The sequence below is a fragment of the Thermoactinomyces sp. CICC 10523 genome (assembly GCF_016055105.1).
Taxonomy (GTDB): domain Bacteria; phylum Bacillota; class Bacilli; order Thermoactinomycetales; family Thermoactinomycetaceae; genus Thermoactinomyces_A; species Thermoactinomyces_A daqus.
Genome location: NZ_JAECVX010000004.1, coordinates 34,079 through 54,339, shown reverse-complemented (window position 1 = coordinate 54,339; position 20,261 = coordinate 34,079). Strand labels below are relative to the sequence as shown.

Genomic DNA, 20,261 nt, shown 5'->3' with positions numbered 1-20,261 from the left:
TTCTTTTTTTATATAAAGAGATTTTGTATGATAAGGGAATGGGGAGGTGCACCAATGACGGCACGAAATATTACACGTACTATTATCGTAGAAACCCCCTCCAGACCGGGCAATTTGGGCAAAGTGACCACTGCGATCGGACAGGCCGGCGGAGATATCGGGGATATTACCACTATCAAAATCGGACCGCTCTCCACCGTTCGTGATATCACGGTTCAATTTGAAAGCGATGAACAATTGGAAGTGGTTGTGCGGGCGATCGAAGCACTTGGAGGCGGCATTTATGTGCACGGAGTTTCAGATGAGGTGCTGAGAGCGCACGAAGGTGGGAAAATCCGGATGGTCAGCAAGTTGGATATACGCTCACTGGCTGACTTGCGCCGGGTGTATACCCCTGGTGTGGCTGACGTTTGCCGCGTAATCCAGGAAGAGCCGGAGAAAGCCCGATATTATACAAGCATCGGCAATACTGTGGCTATTGTGACGGATGGTACGGCCATCTTGGGATTGGGAAATATCGGACCGCTGGCCGGGATGCCGGTGATGGAAGGGAAAGCGGCATTATTTGACCGCTTTGCCGGAATCAGCGGTATCCCGATTTTGCTTGACACCAGCGATCCCGATGAGGTGGTTCGCACGATTAAGAACATCAGTCACAGTTTTGGTGGCATTTTGTTGGAGGATATCGGTTCCCCGCATTGCTTTGAAATCGAAGAACGCCTGAAACGGGAACTCCCGATTCCCGTCATGCATGATGACCAGCACGGAACGGCCGTTGTCACTCTTGCCGCAGCGATTTCGGCTTGTCGTGCGACCGGAATTGAACTGAGGGACGCAGTCGTCGGACAGATTGGTCTGGGGGCGGCGGGACTGGCCATTTGCCGCATGTTTATGGCTTATGGAGTTAAAGAGATGTGCGGGGTGGATCGTCAGGCAGCCGCGCTCGACCGTTTGCGGCAATACGGTGGCACACCGCTCGGTTCACTGGAAGAGTTGATGGAAAAATGTGACATCGTCGTGGCAACCACTGGCGTTCCGGGCCTGATCAAGCCGGAGATGATTCGTCAGGGGCAGGTGATTCTGGCGCTTTCCAATCCGAAGCCGGAGATCGATCCGGTATGTGCCCTGAAAGCGGGAGCAGCATTTGCCGCGGACGGGCGTTCGGTCAACAATGTTCTCGGATTCCCCGGAATTTTCCGCGGGGTGCTCAATGCCGGCGCACGTGATATCACCCATGAGATGCTGGTAGCGGCGGCACAGGCTATCGCCGATTGCACCAGCGAAGGAGAACTGGCTCCTCACCCGCTTGATCCGGAAGTGCATCGAAGAGTGGCCCGCGCCGTGGAACAGGTGGCTTCGCAAAAAAATTGAAGATGATTGATGAAAGCATTAAGAAAAGAGGCTCCTGCTCAGATGCCGGAGTCTTTTTTGTTTGGGAAAATGCACCTTCATTTGTAAGAAATCCGCCCATTTTGCGGGCGCCGCTCCCTTGGTATTTCCAGGGCCCATTCGTTATAATGATGACAAGTGCCTGAAGCCGGAAAGCCCTGAGAATGGAAAGGAGTTTGATCATGGAACTTGATGCAAAGCAGATTCAGGAAATTATTCCGCACCGCTACCCCTTTTTGCTGGTCGATAAGATCACGCACCTTGAGCCGGCAAAGAAAGCAATCGGTGTGAAAAATGTGACAATCAACGAGCCTTTTTTCCTCGGCCATTTTCCGGAATATCCGGTGATGCCGGGAGTTCTCATCATTGAAGCATTGGCGCAGGTGGGAGCGGTTGCGGTTCTCAGCTTGGAGGAAAATCGCGGCAAAATCGCGTTCTTTGCCGGGATCGACAATGTGCGTTTCCGCGATCAGGTCAAGCCGGGTGATGTGCTGACGCTGGAGGTGGAAATGACCCGCGTCAAAGGACGGGTAGGCAAAGGGAAAGGGACAGCCCGCATCGGTGATAAAGTGGTGGCCGAGGGAGAATTGATGTTTGCCATTTCCTGAACGGAAGAGCTTGATACATAAAAGCGGAAGGTCCGTGAAAGGAGGACCTTCCTTCTCATGTCCGTTTCGGTTAATCCCAGAGATGAAAAAGGCGAAGACTGAAATAGAGAATACCCCATAATGGAAGACTAATCATTATCCCGTTTATGATTCCGAGCATGGAGTCATACGAATCACTCGCCATTTTTTGTCTCCTCATGATCCTTTCTCCTCCAAAAGGGGTGTTATGCTTATTATCACCGATTTGGCCCGATCTACCCCCGGAGAATCAGTGGAAATGAAATCCGCTTGGTCTTTTATTTCTGAAGGATGTGTTGGACGATGAAAAAACGCATACTCGTTATTTCCCATATGTATCCAAATGGTGTAAACCCGATGGCGGGAATTTTTGTGCAAAACCAAACAAAAGCACTGCAAGAGGCCGGGCTAGATGTTCGCGTCGTCGCCCCGATGCCTTCATTTCCGCTTTATCCGAAATGGCGGGGGTACCGCCGTTTGCCCGGGCGGATGGTAAGAGAGGGAATTCCCGTCCATTATGTGCCGACACGGATGTTTCCGGGTGGATTTTTCTTTTCGCAGTATGGGAATTACTATATCGATTCACTGCGAAAAGTGATTTCCTCCATCCGCGAGGAATTTTCCTTCGACCTGATCCATTGCCATACGATTTATCCGGATGGTTATGCAGGAGCAAAATTGAAAGAGGAGTTTGGAGTCCCGGTTGTCAGCACGATCCACGGATCTGATATTTTGCTTTATCCAAAGCGGAACAAGGGAGTCCATGCCCGCACGCTTCGTGCACTTCAGGGAAATGATCATGTGATCGCAGTGAGTGACCGGCTGAAAAGAGAAGCACTGGCCATGTGGCCGGACCTTTCTGTTTCCACCATCTATAACGGCTTTGACCCCAAGCAGTTCTTCCCGGTGGCGAAAGAAGAAGCACGGCGGCGACTGGGATTGCCGGAACGGGAAAAAAGCGTGTTGTTTGTGGGAAACCTGCTCCCGGTCAAAGGGGTTCATTTTCTTTTGCAAGCGTTTAAGCAAATCGTTCCGGATGGAAACGGAATCCGCCTTTATTTGGTCGGAGATGGACCGCTTCGCGCAGAATTGGCCCGGCAGGCGGAGGAATTGGGCATTGCGGCACATGTAACTTTTTTGGGCAGAAAACCCTATGACGAGATCCCTTTGTGGATCAGCAGTGCGGATGTGGTCGCATTGACCAGCCTGAGCGAGGGATTGCCGTCGATTTTGCTGGAAACGATGGGGTGCGGCCGGCCGATGGTGGCAACGGATGTCGGAGGAATTTCAGAGGTGTTGAGAAACGGCGAGACGGGTTGGCTCGTCCCGAGCGAGAATGTGGAACGCATTGCTGCTTCCTTGAGGGAAATTCTGGAGGATGAAGAGCTTTGCCGGAGAATGGGAGAGCAGGCATTGGAGGCGTCCAAATCCCTGACCTGGGAACAGAATGCGGCCAGAACCAAAGAGTGTTACAAAGAAGTGATAGAACGGAAAAGTTTATGACTTTTTTGATGTGGGGATACCCAAAACATTTCAACTATGTTACAGTGTATGGTAGGTTTGTAACGTTACTGTAATATATGCTTGTGAATAATCAGGATGAAAAGAGGGATTTTTGAGAGCGGATGACCTCCGTTGACGTCACGGAACGAAAGAGGTTTGATCCGCGTTCGGGGGATAATTGCCAGAGCGATCTTGCTCAATCCCCTGCATCAAGGTGTAAGAGCCTGACGCAACAATCCACTTTGTTGTTCGTTTTTCAATACCATTTTATTCTCATGAGCGATACTTAAAAATGTAAATCGTGTTGACCGATTTTGTGGATAAGAAAAGAGGGCGATTCTGTGATACGCTATGGAATTGTAGGCTGTGGACATATTGCCAAAAAGCACGTGGCTGCCATAGCGGCAGTGGAAGGAGCCGAGCTGGCAGCCGTTTGCGATACCAACGAAGAGCGGCTGAAGGAGTTTGCTGTGGGCGACGTTCGCGGTTACACCGATTTATCGGAAATGCTGAAATCGGATATCGATGTGGTGAATATCTGCACCCCCAGCGGACTGCATGCAGATTTGACCGTACAGGCGGCTGAAGCGAAAAAACATGTGATCGTGGAAAAACCGATGGCGCTCACCCTGGAAGATGCCGATCGAATGATCGATGCCTGTGAGCGAAATGGAGTGAAAATGGCTGTCGTTCATCCAAACCGTTTTCGCCCGGCTGTCGTCCAATTGCGCAAACAATTGGAGAACGGGGCTTTTGGAAAACTGGGTCACGCCAATGCGACCGTGCGCTGGAACCGGAATCAAGCTTATTACGACCAGGCACCCTGGCGCGGAACCAAAGCGATGGATGGCGGCGTGTTGATGAACCAGGCCATTCACAATATGGATCTTTTGCTGTGGATGATGGGCGATATCGAGGAAGTTTCCTCATATCATGCGACCCGTGTTCGTGACATTGAAGCGGAAGATACGTCGGTTTCGATCATCCGTTTTAAAAACGGCGCTCTCGGCGTGCTTGAAGCGGCTGTCACCATTTATCCGCGCAATCTGGAGGAATCCCTCAGTATTTTCGGGGAAAAAGGGACGGCCATCATCGGCGGGCCAACCGCAAACTGGATCAAGCAATGGAAGTTTGAGGGACTGGAAGAGGACGAAGCACAAGCGGTCATCGAGCAGGTGGAAAAGGACCCTTACGGCATTCCCGGTCACCAGTGCATCATTCAGGATATGACGGATGCGATCCGCGAAGACCGCACGCCGGTTGTCTCCGGGGAAGAAGGACGGAAAGCGCTCAGCTTCGTGATTGCTTGCATCGAGTCTGCCGAAACCGGAAAACCGGTACGCATGGCTGAATTAAACCGCAAATAAAGGAGTCAGGATAACCATGAAAAACATCCCTTTGTTAGATTTACAAGCACAATTGGCAACAATTCGCGGCGAAGTATTAACCGCTGTTGAAAAGGTGCTTGACAGCGGGCAGTACATCATGGGTCCGGAAGTAAAGGCATTTGAAGAAGAAGTGGCCAATTACGTCGGCGTGAAACATGCGGTCGGAGTTGGAAATGGAACGGATGCGCTTCTTCTGGCTCTGGATGCTGCGGGCATTGGCGCCGGAGATGAAGTGATCACCACGCCGTTTACGTTTTTCGCCACTTCCGAGGTCGTGTCCAGACTGGGAGCAACCCCCGTTTTCGTCGATATTGATCCCAAAACCTACAATATCGATGTTGATCAGATCAAGGCAAAAATCAATGAAAAAACGAAAGCGATCATTCCGGTTCACATTTTCGGGCAGCCGGCCAACATGGATGAAATTATGGAACTGGCTGAAAAGCATAACCTGTTTGTGCTGGAAGACGCCGCACAAGCGATGGGTTCGGAATATAAAGGACGCAAGATCGGTTCACTCGGACATGCAGCAACCTATTCCTTTTTCCCGACCAAAAACCTGGGCGGATATGGAGACGGCGGGATGGTCGTTACCAATGATGATGAATTGGCGAGCAAGATTCGCATCCTGCGCGTCCACGGAAGCAATCCGAAATATTATCACAGCGTGCTCGGGTACAACAGCCGCCTCGATGCGATTCAAGCCGCCATCCTGCGCATCAAATTGCGCCATTTGGATGACTGGAACAATGCCCGCCGGCAAAAAGCGGCACTTTATAATGAATTGCTCAAGGATACTCCGCTGGTTACGCCATATGCCGCAGAAGATCGCAAGCACATTTATCATCTTTACATCGTGCAGGCGGAAGACCGCGACGATCTGATGGCATACCTGAAGGAAAAAGGAATTTCCACCGGCGTTTACTATCCGGTGCCATTGCATCGCCAGAAAGTGTATGAATCGCTCGGTTACGGAGAAGGAAGCATTCCCAATGCGGAGTACATGGCCAAACGCACGTTTGCGCTGCCTCTTTATGCAGAGCTCTCCGATGAAACCATTCACGCGATTGTCGATACGATTAAAACGTATTACAACAAATAAGGGCAAAGGATGGAATGATCCATGAGCGGAAAAACATTGCTGCAAAAAATTAACGATAAATCAGCCGTGATCGGCGTTGTCGGATTGGGATATGTCGGTTTGCCGCTCGCCGTCGAAAAAGCAAAAGCGGGCTTTAAAGTGATCGGCTTTGATATCCTGCCAAACCGCGTCGACATGGTGAACAAAGGAATCAACTATATCGGGGACGTTGTGGATGAAGAGCTGAAAGAACTGGTTTCGGAAGGTTTGCTTCGTGCAACCACTGATTATTCCCTCATCTCCGATGTAGATGCGGTGGCTATTTGCGTTCCCACCCCCCTTGATCAATATCAGCAACCCAATGTCTCCTATGTGGAGAATTCGGCGAAAAGCATCGCCAAATACCTTCATCCCGGCATGCTGGTTGTTCTGGAAAGCACGACGTATCCGGGAACGACGGAAGAAGTGGTCAAACCGATTCTGGAGGAAACCGGCCTGAAAGTGGGAGAAGAGTTCTTCCTCGCTTATTCGCCGGAACGGGTAGACCCGGGCAACAAAGTATTTAACACCAAAAACACGCCCAAAGTGGTTGGCGGGGTAACGCCGGAATGTACGGAGATTGCCGCTGCGCTTTACCGCTCGGTGCTCGAAGGGGAAGTTCACGTCGTCTCCAGCCCCAGAGTGGCGGAGATGGAGAAGATTTTGGAAAACACCTTCCGCAATATCAATATCGCCCTGGTCAATGAAATGGCGATTTTGTGCAATAAAATGGGCATCGATATCTGGGAGGTGATCGATGCGGCAAAAACAAAACCTTATGGCTATATGGCGTTTTATCCGGGACCGGGGCTGGGCGGTCACTGCATTCCGATCGATCCGTTCTACCTCACCTGGAAAGCGCGTGAATACAACTACCACACCCGCCTGATCGAAGTGGCCGGAGAAATCAACAATGAAATGCCGGAATTCGTGGTCGACCGCATCATGAAAGTGCTCAATCGCTACGGCAAAGCGTTGAACGGAGCGAAAGTGGCCGTGCTCGGCGTCGCCTACAAAAAAGATATTGACGACTATCGCGAATCGCCGGTGATGGAGATCGTGCAACTCCTTGAAAAATATCGCGCTGATTTTGTGACGGTTGACCCGCATATCTCCACCTTCCGTGCCGGAGACAAAGAGTATGAAACCGTGCCGTTGACCGAAGAATTGCTCGAGTCTGCCGATCTTGTCCTGATCACGACCGATCACAGCGCATTTGATTACGAATTGATTGCCAAAAAAGCGAAAGTCATCTTTGATACGCGGAATGCGCTGAAAGATGTACAAAAAATCGAAGCGGATTACGAAAAACTATAAAGGCGGGTTTTTCCATGAAAAACTTTGTGCATGAGTCAGTCAAGATGGGGACAGGTGTCTCCATCGGCTTCTTTTCCGTCGTAGAAGAAGGAGTCGTGTTGGGCGATAACGTGACCATTGGCAATAATGTAACCATTCATGCAGGAACTGTGATCGGATCAAACGTATATATTTCAGATAACTGCGTGTTGGGGCGCTGGCCTCGTCCGGCCAAGAGTTCCACGGTAAAAGTGGATGCCGATCTGCCGCCGCTCACCATCGGCGACGGAACGACGATCGGGGCCAATACCGTCCTTTACCGGGGGAGCACGTTTGGCAAAGAGGTTATGATCGGCGATCAGGCCTCTGTCCGTGAAAAATGCACAATCGGTGACCGTGTGGTTATCGGGCGTGGAGTGGCCGTGGAAAATCAAGTGGAAATCGGTTCTTTCACCAAAATTCAGACGAATGCTTACATCACTGCCTATACGACCCTGGAAGAGCGCGTCTTCATCGCGCCAACCGTGACCACAACCAACGATAACTTTATGGGACGGACCAAAGAGCGGTTTAAATTCGTTAAGGGCCCGCTGGTGAAACGGGGAGCCCGCGTGGGAGGCGGTTCCATTCTGTTGCCGGGTGTAACCGTGGCGGAGGAAAGTTTTATTGCTGCCGGTGCTTTGGTTCACCGCGATACGGAAACGGCCAAAGTTTATGTCGGGGTGCCTGCACGTGTTTTGCGTGAAGTGCCGGATCGCGAAAAATTGGAAAATCAGGATTAACCACCACACCTCATATACGGAAAAGGTGTAGCGTATGAAACAATATATAAAGAGATTATTCTCCGATTCTGCCGCTTTTGCCATCGCAACCATGGGGAACAAGCTGGTTTCGGCCATGCTTGGCCCCGTCTTTATCGCCTACCTGAGCATGGGGAAATACGCTGACTGGGGACAGACCAATGTCGTGACCATGGTGCTCCAGTACGTCTGCATTCTGGGTACAGATGCCGCGATGGCTTTTTATTTTTATGATGCCAAGACGGTGGAAGACCGCCGAATCTATTTTACCAATGCACTTCTTTTCAGTGCCGGAACCTGTATCGTTTTCACCCTGCTCGTTTACTTGTTTGGCGGGCCTTTGACAGACGCACTTTATGCGAATAGTGAAAATTATACCTATTTGCTGCCGGTTGCTTTCCTTGCGACAGTTGGCGCTATTGTGATTCAGCATATTTTGGGGTATGCCCGGTACAGCCGCCGGGTCTGGACCTTTAACATCTTTAGTATGGCCTATGTGATCGGTTCTAATCTCCTGAGCATTTTATTTTTGGCCTATTTTCACGACGGGGTCATGGGGATCTTTTACGGACAGTTGATCGGTCAAGTAGGTGTGGCTCTCATTTTGCTCTATCTGTTCCGAGGGGAATTTCACCTGAAAATCTCACGCCGGCACTTATCGGATCTGATTCGTTACGGAGCCCCGCTCCTTCCGACCTTGCTGGCGTTTTGGGCGATGAGTTCCGTTTCCAGACCGATCATCTACCATTTGGCTTCGCCGGAACACGCCGCCATTTATGAAGCGGTGATGCGGCTCGCCAGCATTATTGTGTTGATCACCTCTCCGTTTCAGCTGGCATGGCGGCCTTTTTCCATGTCGATCAAAGATCGTGAAGATGCTCCGGAGCTGTTCGCCCTGGTCGGCCGGGCTCTGCTTGTGGTCGGAACGCTCGCGGTCATGATCTTAACCTTTTTTATCCAATGGATCTACGGCCTTTACACCGTCGGAAAACACGGTTATGGTATGGGATATATTTATGTTTGGGCTGTTTCACTCGGCACTTTTTTCAACGTCTTGCAAAACGTGTTCGGTGTCGGTTTGCTGATCAAAAAGAAAACCAAAGTGATTTCCTATGGTTTTATGATTGCAGCTGTTGTTTATTTGGTGGGTAATCTGATCCTGGTGCCGATCTTCAATATCTGGGGTTCGGTTTCCATGACCGTATTGGCTTACTTGATCGTCATCGTTTGGGTGTACTATCAAAACCAAAAGGTATATCCTATCAACTTCCGGTTTCGCTCGATTGCCATCTATCTCGCAGTCTTCTTTATCTCCATGATCGGCATTACTTATGTGCAAGCCAACCATCTGGAAAACGCATGGCTCTATTATTTGCTGGCACTGGGAGTGACGATGGGCACTGTGTTTGCAACCGGGCTGTTTTCCATTCGTTCACTGAATCGAATCGGTCGGGCATTGCCTAAACTAGGTGGAAAAGGGTGAGAGTTGGTGAGTGAGCTGTTGTTTCCTAGACAGAAGCGTTTAGAAACATTGTTTTATCTCATGATTGTTTTTGCGCTGCTGGGACCCTCCTTTGGCGTCCCGGTGGCGGACTTTCGTTTGACATTTTTCCGCGTTGCCTTTGTTCTGCTGGCGGCTGGCTTCGTTTTGCGCCTGGTGGGACAAAAACAACTGGCGGCTTCACATATGATGCCGGTTCGCTGGTATGTGACATTTTTCGCGTTTTGGTTTCTTTACGGTGTTGTCAGCCTGGCATGGGTGATGAATTATGGCTATGCTGTCCGTTATCTCAGTTATTTGGTGTTTATGATGCCGCTGTCCCTTGCCTTTCCTTATTTTATCGATACGGAGCAGAAATTCTGGAAGACGAGCCGCATCCTGTTTTGGGTCTTTGCTTCGATCGTTTTCTTCGGGGTATTTGAATCGATCACGCTGCTCCATCTTCCGACCTCGGCTGTGTTTGGCAAAGCCTCGGCAAGTGTGACTACGGTGTTCAGGAATCAAAATGATTTTGCCAGCTGCATTACGATTGCCCTTCCGTTTTTGATCTCGGCACTCTATATGCTGAACTTGAAACGAAAGCACAAATGGTTTATCTATATCACCGGGATCCTGGCCTTGTACGATTTGATGGCTACGGGATCGCGCAGCAACACTTCCTTTGCCCTGCCGCTCGCATCCCTTGTCCTGGTGGTGGGCCTCACCTTTGTCATGGAACGCAAGCGTATCACCAAAAAGAACCTGGCCACGGCATTGATTGCCATTATCGCCGCGGTGATTACGGTCAATGTGCTGAGCCAGTTGTTTTTAAGCCCGGAGGCACGGGAGCAGGCGAAGACGAAACTGTCCAGCACGTTTGGCTTCATCATGGACGTCCAGCATTCGGACTGGAGCCTGGACGACGGGAGCGATGATGTGGTCAAAGGGGAAACGGGTGAAAGTGCCACTGTCCGCAAATATCTTATCCTGAACGGGTTGAGATTCCTGCAAGAGTCCCATTATATGGGTGTCGGTGCCGGTAACGTCGAGGCTTGGATGGATAAATACGGCGTAAAAGTAAACAAAGTCAACATTCACAACTGGTGGGCGGAAATCCTCGTCAATTTCGGCGTAATCGTGTTTGTTCTCTATATGGCGCTCTATGTCTGGATGTTGTGGCGTTTGTGGAAATTGGCCAGCCTGAAACACTCACCGTCATTAAGCCCGGTAATGCGCTGGGGCGCGTACTCCTGTCTGGCTTCGTTGACCGGTTTTTTCTTCGGGGCAATGGCGCCGAGCACATGTATCGGTTTCACTCCGATGTGGGTGATTTATGGATTAAGTTTGGCGGTGATTGTTGTCGGGGAGAATCAAAAGGCCGCGAAAACCCAATAAATGTTTAATGGATACGGCTATCAAGAATAGCCGTTTTTTATTGACAAACTTAAGAAAATATCAAGATTGCTATGTTGGGCGGGATTATTATTTTGTAATATGGAGACAGATACTTTTAGGTCGTTTTGTCACAGTGAAAGGAGAAGCGTTTGTGGCGGCAAAAGTCATGATTTTCAGTTCGGTTCATCCCTACGATGATTCGCGCATTTTTCACAAACAGGCGAAATCATTGGCGAAAGAAGGATATCAGGTAGAACTTCATGCCGTCGCTGATTTTGCGGAAAAGGTGATCGATGGTGTACGGATCTTCGGCGTCAAACGGGTGAATAAAAAATGGAAACGGCTGACGTGCGGTTTTACTCTGTTTCGAAGGGCACTCAAAAGCGGAGCGGATCTGTTTCACTTTCATGATCCCGAATTGCTTCCGTGGGGAGTGCTGCTCACCTGGATCACCGGTTGCCCCGTGATCTACGATTCGCATGAGGACCTGCCCAAACAGATTCACACCAAACCATGGATTCCGCAAAAAATCCGCGGTCCTTTATCCCGTCTGGTGCATAAGGTCGAAAAAGGCCTGGCCAAAAAACTGGCCGCTGTCGTCACGGCAACCGATTCGATTCGCGATCAATTCAAAACGGCAAAAAACGTGACAGTCATTAAAAACTATCCTTTGCCCATGCCGAAGCTCGACAAGCGGGAAGATGAGGTCAACCGGATTTTGTATGTGGGGGGAATCTCCTATTTACGCGGCTATAAGGAGATGATTCAGATGATGGATCATCTGCCTGAAGAGCTGCAGGCAGAACTCCATCTGATCGGCCCTCTGCAGCATATTGCTCCGGAAGACCAGAATCAGGAGGAATTGGCGCAAAAGCGAATCTATTTGCATGGACGGATTTCATTTGCTGAAGTTCAGGAGTGGCTGGCCAGGGGGAAAGTGGGGCTGGTTTGCCTCCACCCGGTTGAAAATTACCGTGAATCCTTGCCGATCAAGATGTTTGAGTATATGGCGGCCGGCTTGCCCCTCGTCGCAACCGATTTTCCCCTGTGGCGCGAAATTGTCGAAACCAGTCACTGCGGCTTTATCGCTGACGCTCTCGATCCCAAGGATATTGCTGAGAAAGTCACCAAGCTCCTGACGGATGATTCGTTGCGCCAACAGATGGGGGCTGACGGAAGACGGGCGCACGAAGAGATTTATAACTGGCATGTGGAAGAAAAGAAACTCCTTGCGCTGTACAAACAATTATTGAGCTGAAGAAACCCCGGTCATCATCGGTCGATGGCTGGGGCTTTTTTGTTGTGCGCTGCAGATAAAAAAACTGATTGCCAGGTTTGTGCGGCCGGAGCGACGAAAGTCCCCCCGGACAATGGTGGTGACCAGCGGTGCGCCGATGCCGAGCACTGCTTTCATGACGGGGCCTTTGCCTGTTTTGAAGCCCCAGTAACAGAATCGGCCAGCGCGCAAATCTCCAAGATGAACCGCAAGGCGGCCTTTACCTGTTTGATTGCGGACATAAGTTGTGCCGCTCCGTGTGTAAATATTTCGCTTACATAACGGATGAAACCAATCCGTTTGGCGAGCCTTTCTTTTATGAGAGAATTATCCGGAGTTTTCAAAAAGGATGCTTTCGGACCAAAGCATCCTTTTTGCATTTTGTGTCACTCGGTGTATTCCAATTGTTTGGCCAAAATATCGTGAACGCGCCGCACTTCCTGCTGGCTGATCTTAAAGTAATATACCCCGTTGATCATTGCGTCTTCTCCCCGGAAAGTGACGGTCTTGATCCGGTTTCCGGAGATTCCCGCATACAGGTTTTGCAGCTTGATCCACTCGATGGGAGGGATGTCCGTTTTGATATTGTCGCCCAATTTTTCCATGACGTTATCCAGCTTGGTCAGTGAACCCCAATTGGTTCCTTTTTGAAGGATGGCCCGGATCAATTCCTGCTGCCTTTTGATGCGTCCAAAATCCCCGTTCGGGTCCGCTTTTCGCATGCGCACAAAGGTCAGCGCCTGATTGCCGTTCAGGTGCATCGGCCCTTTGGTGAAATGAACTCCTTCATATGTAAAGTCAAAGGGCACTTCTACATCCACCCCGCCCAGTTCATCGACAATTTCCTTTAATCCCTGCATATTGATTTTGACATACGCGTCAATCGGTAAATCGAGAAAATTTTCCACGGTGAGCCGGGTCAGCCGGGCACCTCCGTAGGCATAACTGTGGTTGATTTTCGTTTTTTCTTCCCTTCCCGGGATTTTTACCAAAGTATCGCGCGGGATATTGGTCAGAATCGCTGTTTTCGTTTGGGGATTAATGGCAGCGATCATAATCGTGTCCGATCTTCCGATGTCTCCTTTCCGTTCATCGACGCCCAGAAGCAAGATCGAAACCGGATCATTTGTCAAGGAGACGGCTTCTTGCCTTTTATTCGATTTGATGCGCGTCGAAGGATCATAGGCTCGTCCCATCGCCAGCCAGATCTGATAGGCATAATAGGCAAAAGCGATGACCATGGCGAAAATCAGGACGGAAAGAATGCGCAAAAATCGTCTTTTCAATGTGTTTTCCCCTCACTTGTCCAGATTGTGGCGGCAACGAAGACCGCGCTCATTTTCCATAACCCCACGATCCCACCGGCTGATTGGTTCTGTGCCGATGGCGTTTTATGGCGCCTCTCTTATCGTTATTTTCAATAAATTGAATTTATTTACAGATGGCTTTTTGCATTATAACAAATATTCAGCCAATGATCGAGGATGATTTTTGGAACCTGCATTGAATCCGATCCTGTGTTTTCCGGAAAGCGGCTTCGGAAACAACTAGTAAGAAAGACATCCCAAAGAGGTGTTGGCAATGAATATTGCGGAGGAAATGGTTCAGTCTCTGGAGGAAAAAGGGGTTCGCTATCTGTTTGGCGTTCCCGGGGAAGAAAATATTGATTTTCTGGAAGCGGTACGGAACTCCTCCATTCAATTTATCTTGACCAGACATGAACAAACCGCAGCGATGATGGCAGCGATGGTTGGCCGGTTAACGGGGATTCCCGGTGTTTGCCTGTCCACATTGGGGCCGGGGGCGGTCAACCTGGCGACAGGGGTGGCGACTGCCAATGCTGACGGTCTCCCTTTGATCGCGATTGCCGGGCAGGCGGAGACGAACCGACTGCATCATCCTTCCCACCAAATGGTGGATTTGCCTGAGTTTTTCCGCCCGATTACGAAGTGGAGCACGACGATTCGCCACTCGTCCGCGCCGCGGGAAACCATTGAGAAAGCATTCAACCTGGCCATGAGCGAGAAGCCGGGTGCCGTGTTTATTGAACTGCCGGAAGATCTGGCCGTAAAAGAAGGTGACAGCGTTACCGGGATTGCAAGTGCCCTGGGCAGGGTGGAAGCCGCGGAAATTGACATGAAACGGGCGGCAGAGCAAATCAATGCGGCTGAGATGCCGCTCATTTTAGCCGGAGCGGGCACTCTTCGCGGAAAGGCGAGCCGGGAAGTAGCGGCTTTATCGGAGAAGCTGTGTGCTTCTGTCCTGGAAACGTTTATGGGAAAAGGAGCGGTGTCATGGAGGCTGGACACGCATCTGGCCGCCGCCGGGACATGGGGGCGCGATTGGGCCGATGAAGCGATTGACAAAGCTGATCTCGTGCTGGCCATCGGCTATGATTATATCGAATATTCGCCTGTTCGCTGGAATAAGGAACGCAAACAGGTGGTTCATATCAACTGGCAAGAAGCGGAAGTGGATGCCCATTATCCGGTTGTTGCCAGCCTGATCGGAGATCTGTCATGCAATTTGGCACGCTTGACGGAGCTGGTAAGGGAGCGAACGGCCTTACCGGCTCCGTTTGCCGAGTTGCGGAGGAAAATTCGCCAAGAGTGGGAAGAGGCCGGACAGGACACGGCTTTTCCGCTAAAACCGTCCAAAATATTATATGACCTGCGCGCCGCGATGAATGACGATGATCTCGTTGTATGCGACGTCGGGGCGCACAAGGTCTGGCTCGGGCGGATGTTTCCCGTGTTTGCCCCTGATACGTGTTTCATATCCAACGGACTGGCAACGATGGGGGTTGCGCTTCCCGGGGCGATCGCAGCCAAATTGGTGAAGCCGGAGCGCCGGGTGGTGGCCGTTTGCGGCGACGGCGGATTCCTGATGAATGTGCAAGACCTGGAGACCGCCGCCCGGCTAAAACTGCCGCTGGTGATTCTGCTGTGGAGAGACGGAGGTTACGGCTTGATCGAGTGGAAGCAGTTGGAAAAGTTCCGCCATTCTCACCATGTGACGTTTGGCAATCCCGATTTTGTCCATTTGGCGCGTTCCTTCGGAATAGAGGGCTGTCGGGTGGAGAAAGGGGAAGAGTTGCGTCCCCTGCTGGAGAAAGCTCTTCATGCGGAAGGGCCCGTTCTGATTGATTGTCCGGTCGATTACAGGGAGAATCTTAAGTTGGAAGAGAAAATCAGATTCGGTTGCGGAGATGAGACAAGATGAGGGAATTCGGATTATTTATCGAAGGCAAATGGGTGTCCGCGAAGTCCAACGCTTTGTTTGATCTGACCGGTCCGGCGACGGGGGAGGTGGCGGGCCGGGTGGTGGATGCCGCTCCCGAGGATGTGAAAAAAGCGACAATGACGCGGCTGATTTTCTTCTGTGGTACAGCGAAGAAGCAAAACGCATTTATGGAGAAACCATTTTGGCCTCCCATCCCCGCAAGCGCCTGTTTGTGATCAAGCACCCGGTCGGAGTTGTCGTGGCAATCACCCCGTGGAATTTCCCGGCGGCGATGATCACTTGCAAGCTTGGCCCGGCGCTGAAGGAGGCCGGCAGGGCCTTGAGGAGCATTTGGGAACGAAATACATCTCCGTCGGGGGAATTTGAGATTATGAACTTGAATATCGGAAAAGGGGAGCAAAAGACTGACCGTTTGCCGGCGGTTGGTCTTTTTTGCGTCCGGGCGAATGGCTGTTGACAGAATTGTAAAGCTTCTATTTATAAGCTCCCTTTGCTTATTATTTGTCCAGTTGGTAAGATTATTTACAGACAAAGGGAGTGTTTTCCGCTTTGTCGAGGGAGAAAAACCAACCTAATTGGAGAGGGGTTTATTGTCGATGAAGGTGTTAGTGACCGGCGGTGCCGGTTTTATCGGTTCGCATATTGTTGATCAGTTAGTGGAAAAAGGGGATCAAGTGGTTATTGTTGACAACATCTCCTCCGGAAGAAAAGAAAATATAAATGAAAAAGCCCGCTTTTACCAAATAGATATCACCGATTCCGATCTGTTGAATGTGTTTGAGCGCGAACGGCCCGAAGCGGTCATCCATCAGGCGGCGCAAATCCATGTTCATACCTCGGTGAAAGAGCCGATGTTTGATGCAACCGTGAACATTTTGGGAACCATTAATCTGCTTGAAGCCTGCCGCAAAACCGGTGTCAAAAAAGTGGTTTATGCTTCCTCGGCAGCGATTTACGGAAATCCCGAATACCTGCCCATCGATGAAAAGCACCCGGTCGCTCCGTTGTCCGGCTACGGCGTGTCGAAATATACACCCGAGCACTACTTCGCGATTTACCGTCAACTTTACGGATTGAATTACACGATTTTGCGCTACGCCAACGTGTACGGCTTGCGACAGGACCCGCGCGGGGAAGGCGGCGTTATCTCCATCCTGGTGGATAAATATCTGCGCCGTGAATCGTTCACTGTTTTTGGTGACGGGGAGCAGACCCGCGATTACATTTACGTGGGAGATGTGGCTCGAGCCAATATTATGGCCCTGTCACAAGGAGATGGTGAAGTGTTCAATGTGGGCACGGGTGTCAGCACATCGCTTAATGAAGTGGTAAAGCGCTTTAATGAGATCGCTGGGTATGAAAACAAGGTGGAATACGGCCCCGAACGGGAGGGGGATATCAAGCACAGCTATTTCAACAATGGAAAAATTCGCCGGGTACTCGGCTGGCAGCCGGAAGTGACACTTGAGGAAGGATTGCGTAAAACCTACGAATATTACCAGGATATCTACCGTAAAATGGACAAAGAAATGTAGAAACTAAAGAGGAATCCGGAGGACACAATTTCGCAACAAGCGGCCCGAAATCCATTCTTTTTTAACAAATCGGCTATTGTTTTTCAGGGCCATCTACAGTATACTTGGTTACAGTAATCGTTGAAACATTACTGTAATGTTACTGTCATTTTTGTAAACTTAACTTACGGACATAAGGGAACTGACCTTTGATCACTATACACAGCAGGAGTGGATAGCGGATGCGTTCAAAAATGGCCTATGAGAGCAATTCGCGCGCGTTTTCGGGCAAAGTTTCCACCTCTTCTTCACTGTACCCCGCTTTTAAGCGCGGTTTTGAGGTTTTCTTTTCGATTGCCCTGTTGATTTTCACGTTACCCGTATTGCTTTTGACCATGATCGCGATCAAGCTGGAATCGCCGGGCCCGGTTTTTTATAAACAAGAGCGTGTAGGGCTTAATGGAAAGACGTTTTACATTATCAAGCTGCGTTCGATGCGGACGGATGCGGAGAAAAACGGGCCGCAATGGGCAGCCAAAAATGACCCGCGCGTAACCCGGGTAGGCAAATTTATCCGCAAGACGCGGATCGACGAGATTCCTCAGTTGATCAATATTTTGCGCGGCGATATGAGCTTGATTGGTCCGCGTCCGGAGCGCCCTGTCTTTACCGAGCAGTTTGCCGAGGAAATTCCCGGATTTAAAAAGCGTTTGCTGGTGAAGCCCGGTTTGACGGGATGGGCGCAGGTAAACGGTGGATATGAGGCTACCCCTGCTGAAAAGTTTGAGATGGATATGTATTACATTCAACATCAGTCTTTCAAAATCGATATGCAAATCCTGTTGCGTACCGTCTGGGTTGTACTTTCCGGTAACGGAGCGCGTTAGGCCAAAAACGGGTGCCAGTCAGGGGCAACCCGTTTTGCGTTTATATTGAACATGAATGATAATTGTCTCTATTTTAAGCATCAGGTGCACCAGCGGCGTTTAAAAACAGAGCCGCAAGCAGTAATAAATCAACAGCCATAACGGGATGCTCAAACAGGAAGCATTCAATATTCCGATCCAAAAGGCTTTGCCGACAACCAGAGTTGTTTCCATGTCGGGCACCTCCATTTAACGGAAGGATGTATCTATATTATACGCCACGAACATGAGGGCTAGTGAGAAAATAGCGTTTTGTTAACGAAATGTAATGTCAGAGTAACAGTTGAGATATGAATGAAAACAGTTATGTTGATTCGATTACCATGCGCGGATCAAATTCATTATTCTGTTTTATGGATCAGGTCCATTGCACCCGCTTGTCCGTTGTTTTCCTGATTTTAGGTAAAGATAAAATAATTTTATTTATTGACTAATAATGTTCTGTGTGATAATTTATATTTCAGTTTGATGATACAATGAAATCAACGCGAATTTCTCTTATCGAGAGAGGGTTAGGGAACAGGCCCGATGACCCCTCGGCAACCATCTGTCCCCGGACAGAAAGGTGCCAATTCCTGCAGGGCAATTGCCCTGGCAGATGAGAGAAGGCGATAACGGCGTTTATCCCCTTTCTGCATCTGCGTGGAAAGGGGTTTTTTAGTGTGATTAAAGGTGGTGAAAAAATGATCGAGATCAATAATGTGATAAAAGAATATCCGGCACGTGGCAAAGGGGCGGCCGTAACCGCTCTTCAGGGAGTTTCCCTCAAAATCGAACGGGGCGATATTTTTGGGATTGTCGGTTACAGCGGAGCCGGGAAGAGTACATTGCTGCGCCTGATCAACGGTCTGGAAACCCCGACGAGCGGAGAAGTCATCGTCGATGGCAAGAATATTTCCGCGTTGAAAACAAAAGAGCTGCGTCAGGCGCGCCAAAAGATCGGCATGATTTTTCAGCACTTCCATTTGCTCTGGTCGCGTACGGTAAGGGATAATGTCGCCTTTCCGCTTGAAATCGCCGGAGTGCCCAAGCAGAAGATCGATGAGAAGGTAAATCACCTGCTTGAACGGGTGGGTTTGGCTGACCGGGCGAATGCCTATCCGTCCCAATTGAGCGGGGGACAGAAGCAACGGGTGGGGATCGCGCGTGCGCTGGCCAATGATCCGGATGTCCTGTTATGTGATGAGGCAACATCGGCTCTTGACCCTGAGACCACGGCTTCGATTTTGCAGTTGCTCAAGGAGATTCACAAGGATACCGGGATTACCCTTGTTCTGATTACCCATGAGATGAGTGTGGTCCGTGCAATCTGCAACAAAATGGCCGTCATGGAAAGTGGCAGAGTGGTGGAGACCGGAGCGGTGGAGCAAATTTTTCAGTCGCCGTCCCATCCATTGACCCGGCAATTTATTTACGGTGTGGGCACAAGCGAAGAGCAGGTAGTCAAAGAAGGCGGCAGAACCCTGTTCGTTTCCTTGGACAAGTTGCCGCAACTGGCGCAAATCGCCAAAGACCGCGGTCTTACCTGCCAGGTGACCGGTGAAGTCAGCGAAGCGGAAGAGAGCATTCAGGTCACACTGTCCGGGGAGAACAAAGAGGTGGAAGAAGCGGTAAATTTGCTTAACCGGAGGTGACAATTTATGGAACAAATAGCCTGGGATCAAGTTTGGCAAGCTACAAATGAGACGTTGTACATGGTCGGGATCTCTACCTTGTTCACTTTTTTGCTGGGAATTCCGCTGGGTGTGCTTCTGGTGGTGACCGATCGCGGTTATTTTTGTGAGAATCGCTTTGTGCAACGAGTGCTGGGGCTCGTGGTAAACATTTTTCGCGCGGTTCCCTTTATCGTCCTCGTTCTTTTCTTATTCCCGGTTGCACAATTTTTGATCGGAACCACTTTGGGACCTACCGCGGCCACCATCCCGCTGATTGCAGGAGCTGCTCCTTTTTATGCACGCATGGTCGAAACTGCGATTCGCGAAATTGACAAAGGCGTGATCGAAGCGGCGCAAGCGATGGGAGCCAGCCGTTTGACGATCATTTGCAAAGTGTTGCTTCCTGAAAGTCTGCCAGCCATTGTTTCCGGCTTGACCGTTACCTGTGTCTCTTTGGTCAGTTTTTCGGCAATGGCCGGGATCGTTGGCGGCGGCGGACTGGGAGATGCCGCTTACCGTTACGGTTTTCAGGGATTCAATAACGGCATGTTGTATTCTTGCGGTCTCATTCTTGTTGTCATGGTGCAAATCATTCAAGTGATTGGCGATGCGATTGCGCGTTATCTGGATAAAAGATAAGGGGTGTGCTA

At 50.2% G+C, this 20,261-nt stretch carries 16 protein-coding genes, 1 pseudogene and 1 riboswitch; of the genes and pseudogenes, 16 read left to right on the top strand and 1 reads right to left on the bottom strand.

Annotated features, from left to right (window positions below):
• Positions 1 to 54 precede the first annotated feature (54 nt).
• The 10 genes from I8U19_RS06835 to I8U19_RS06790 all read left to right on the top strand — a co-directional run bounded on the left by I8U19_RS06835 (position 55) and on the right by I8U19_RS06790 (position 12,255).
• Positions 55 to 1,371: an NAD-dependent malic enzyme gene (locus tag I8U19_RS06835; RefSeq protein ID WP_198055542.1), complete on the top strand. Its 1,317-nt coding sequence runs from the start codon at positions 55 to 57 to the stop codon at positions 1,369 to 1,371.
• Positions 1,372 to 1,571: 200 nt separating this feature from the next.
• Entirely contained in the window at positions 1,572 to 1,997 is a 426-nt protein-coding gene (fabZ, locus tag I8U19_RS06830; protein WP_033100379.1) for a 3-hydroxyacyl-ACP dehydratase FabZ, read from the top strand.
• 321 nt (positions 1,998 to 2,318) lie between these two features.
• Entirely contained in the window at positions 2,319 to 3,518 is a 1,200-nt protein-coding gene (locus tag I8U19_RS06825; RefSeq protein WP_033100378.1) for a glycosyltransferase family 4 protein, read from the top strand.
• Positions 3,519 to 3,859: 341 nt separating this feature from the next.
• Positions 3,860 to 4,885, top strand: coding sequence for a Gfo/Idh/MocA family protein (locus I8U19_RS06820; RefSeq protein ID WP_033100377.1), 1,026 nt, complete (start codon positions 3,860 to 3,862; stop codon positions 4,883 to 4,885).
• A gap of 16 nt (positions 4,886 to 4,901) precedes the next feature.
• Positions 4,902 to 6,008: a DegT/DnrJ/EryC1/StrS family aminotransferase gene (locus I8U19_RS06815; protein ID WP_033100376.1), complete on the top strand. Its 1,107-nt coding sequence runs from the start codon at positions 4,902 to 4,904 to the stop codon at positions 6,006 to 6,008.
• A 21-nt stretch (positions 6,009 to 6,029) separates the two neighbouring features.
• Positions 6,030 to 7,343, top strand: coding sequence for a nucleotide sugar dehydrogenase (locus I8U19_RS06810; RefSeq protein WP_033100375.1), 1,314 nt, complete (start codon positions 6,030 to 6,032; stop codon positions 7,341 to 7,343).
• A 14-nt stretch (positions 7,344 to 7,357) separates the two neighbouring features.
• Positions 7,358 to 8,104, top strand: a complete 747-nt coding sequence (locus tag I8U19_RS06805; RefSeq protein WP_033100374.1) for an acyltransferase — start codon at positions 7,358 to 7,360, stop codon at positions 8,102 to 8,104.
• A 34-nt stretch (positions 8,105 to 8,138) separates the two neighbouring features.
• Complete coding sequence (locus I8U19_RS06800) at positions 8,139 to 9,605, top strand: lipopolysaccharide biosynthesis protein (protein WP_198055540.1); 1,467 nt, start codon at positions 8,139 to 8,141, stop codon at positions 9,603 to 9,605.
• Positions 9,606 to 9,611: 6 nt separating this feature from the next.
• The gene (locus tag I8U19_RS06795; RefSeq protein ID WP_152568510.1) at positions 9,612 to 10,997 is read left to right on the top strand and encodes an O-antigen ligase family protein; all 1,386 of its coding nucleotides are present in this window, start codon (positions 9,612 to 9,614) and stop codon (positions 10,995 to 10,997) included.
• A gap of 151 nt (positions 10,998 to 11,148) precedes the next feature.
• A complete protein-coding gene (locus I8U19_RS06790) occupies positions 11,149 to 12,255 on the top strand; it encodes a glycosyltransferase family 4 protein (protein WP_160173825.1) in 1,107 nt (368 codons plus the stop codon).
• 404 nt (positions 12,256 to 12,659) lie between these two features.
• Here I8U19_RS06790 and I8U19_RS06780 read toward each other — a convergent pair whose 3' ends face one another.
• Entirely contained in the window at positions 12,660 to 13,559 is a 900-nt protein-coding gene (locus I8U19_RS06780; protein ID WP_033100370.1) for an LCP family protein, read from the bottom strand.
• A gap of 295 nt (positions 13,560 to 13,854) precedes the next feature.
• On the opposite strand from I8U19_RS06780, the gene I8U19_RS06775 reads away from it, so the two are divergent.
• From I8U19_RS06775 to I8U19_RS06745, 6 genes and pseudogenes are all read left to right on the top strand, one after another.
• Positions 13,855 to 15,495, top strand: a complete 1,641-nt coding sequence (locus tag I8U19_RS06775) for an acetolactate synthase large subunit (RefSeq protein ID WP_198055538.1) — start codon at positions 13,855 to 13,857, stop codon at positions 15,493 to 15,495.
• Positions 15,492 to 15,817 (top strand): annotated as a pseudogene (locus tag I8U19_RS06770) (aldehyde dehydrogenase family protein); the annotation flags it as partial. The gene I8U19_RS06775 and the pseudogene I8U19_RS06770, both read left to right, overlap by 4 nt.
• A gap of 295 nt (positions 15,818 to 16,112) precedes the next feature.
• Positions 16,113 to 17,051 carry an SDR family oxidoreductase gene (locus tag I8U19_RS06760; RefSeq protein WP_033100366.1) on the top strand — a complete coding sequence of 313 codons (939 nt, stop codon included), beginning with the start codon at positions 16,113 to 16,115 and terminating at the stop codon, positions 17,049 to 17,051.
• A 221-nt stretch (positions 17,052 to 17,272) separates the two neighbouring features.
• Positions 17,273 to 17,917 carry a sugar transferase gene (locus I8U19_RS06755; RefSeq protein ID WP_033100365.1) on the top strand — a complete coding sequence of 215 codons (645 nt, stop codon included), beginning with the start codon at positions 17,273 to 17,275 and terminating at the stop codon, positions 17,915 to 17,917.
• 534 nt (positions 17,918 to 18,451) lie between these two features.
• A riboswitch (SAM riboswitch) is annotated at positions 18,452 to 18,561 on the top strand.
• Positions 18,562 to 18,639: 78 nt separating this feature from the next.
• Complete coding sequence (locus tag I8U19_RS06750) at positions 18,640 to 19,590, top strand: methionine ABC transporter ATP-binding protein (protein WP_198055536.1); 951 nt, start codon at positions 18,640 to 18,642, stop codon at positions 19,588 to 19,590.
• Positions 19,591 to 19,596: 6 nt separating this feature from the next.
• Positions 19,597 to 20,250 carry a methionine ABC transporter permease gene (locus I8U19_RS06745; protein ID WP_033100363.1) on the top strand — a complete coding sequence of 218 codons (654 nt, stop codon included), beginning with the start codon at positions 19,597 to 19,599 and terminating at the stop codon, positions 20,248 to 20,250.
• The last annotated feature ends 11 nt before the right edge of the window (positions 20,251 to 20,261 follow it).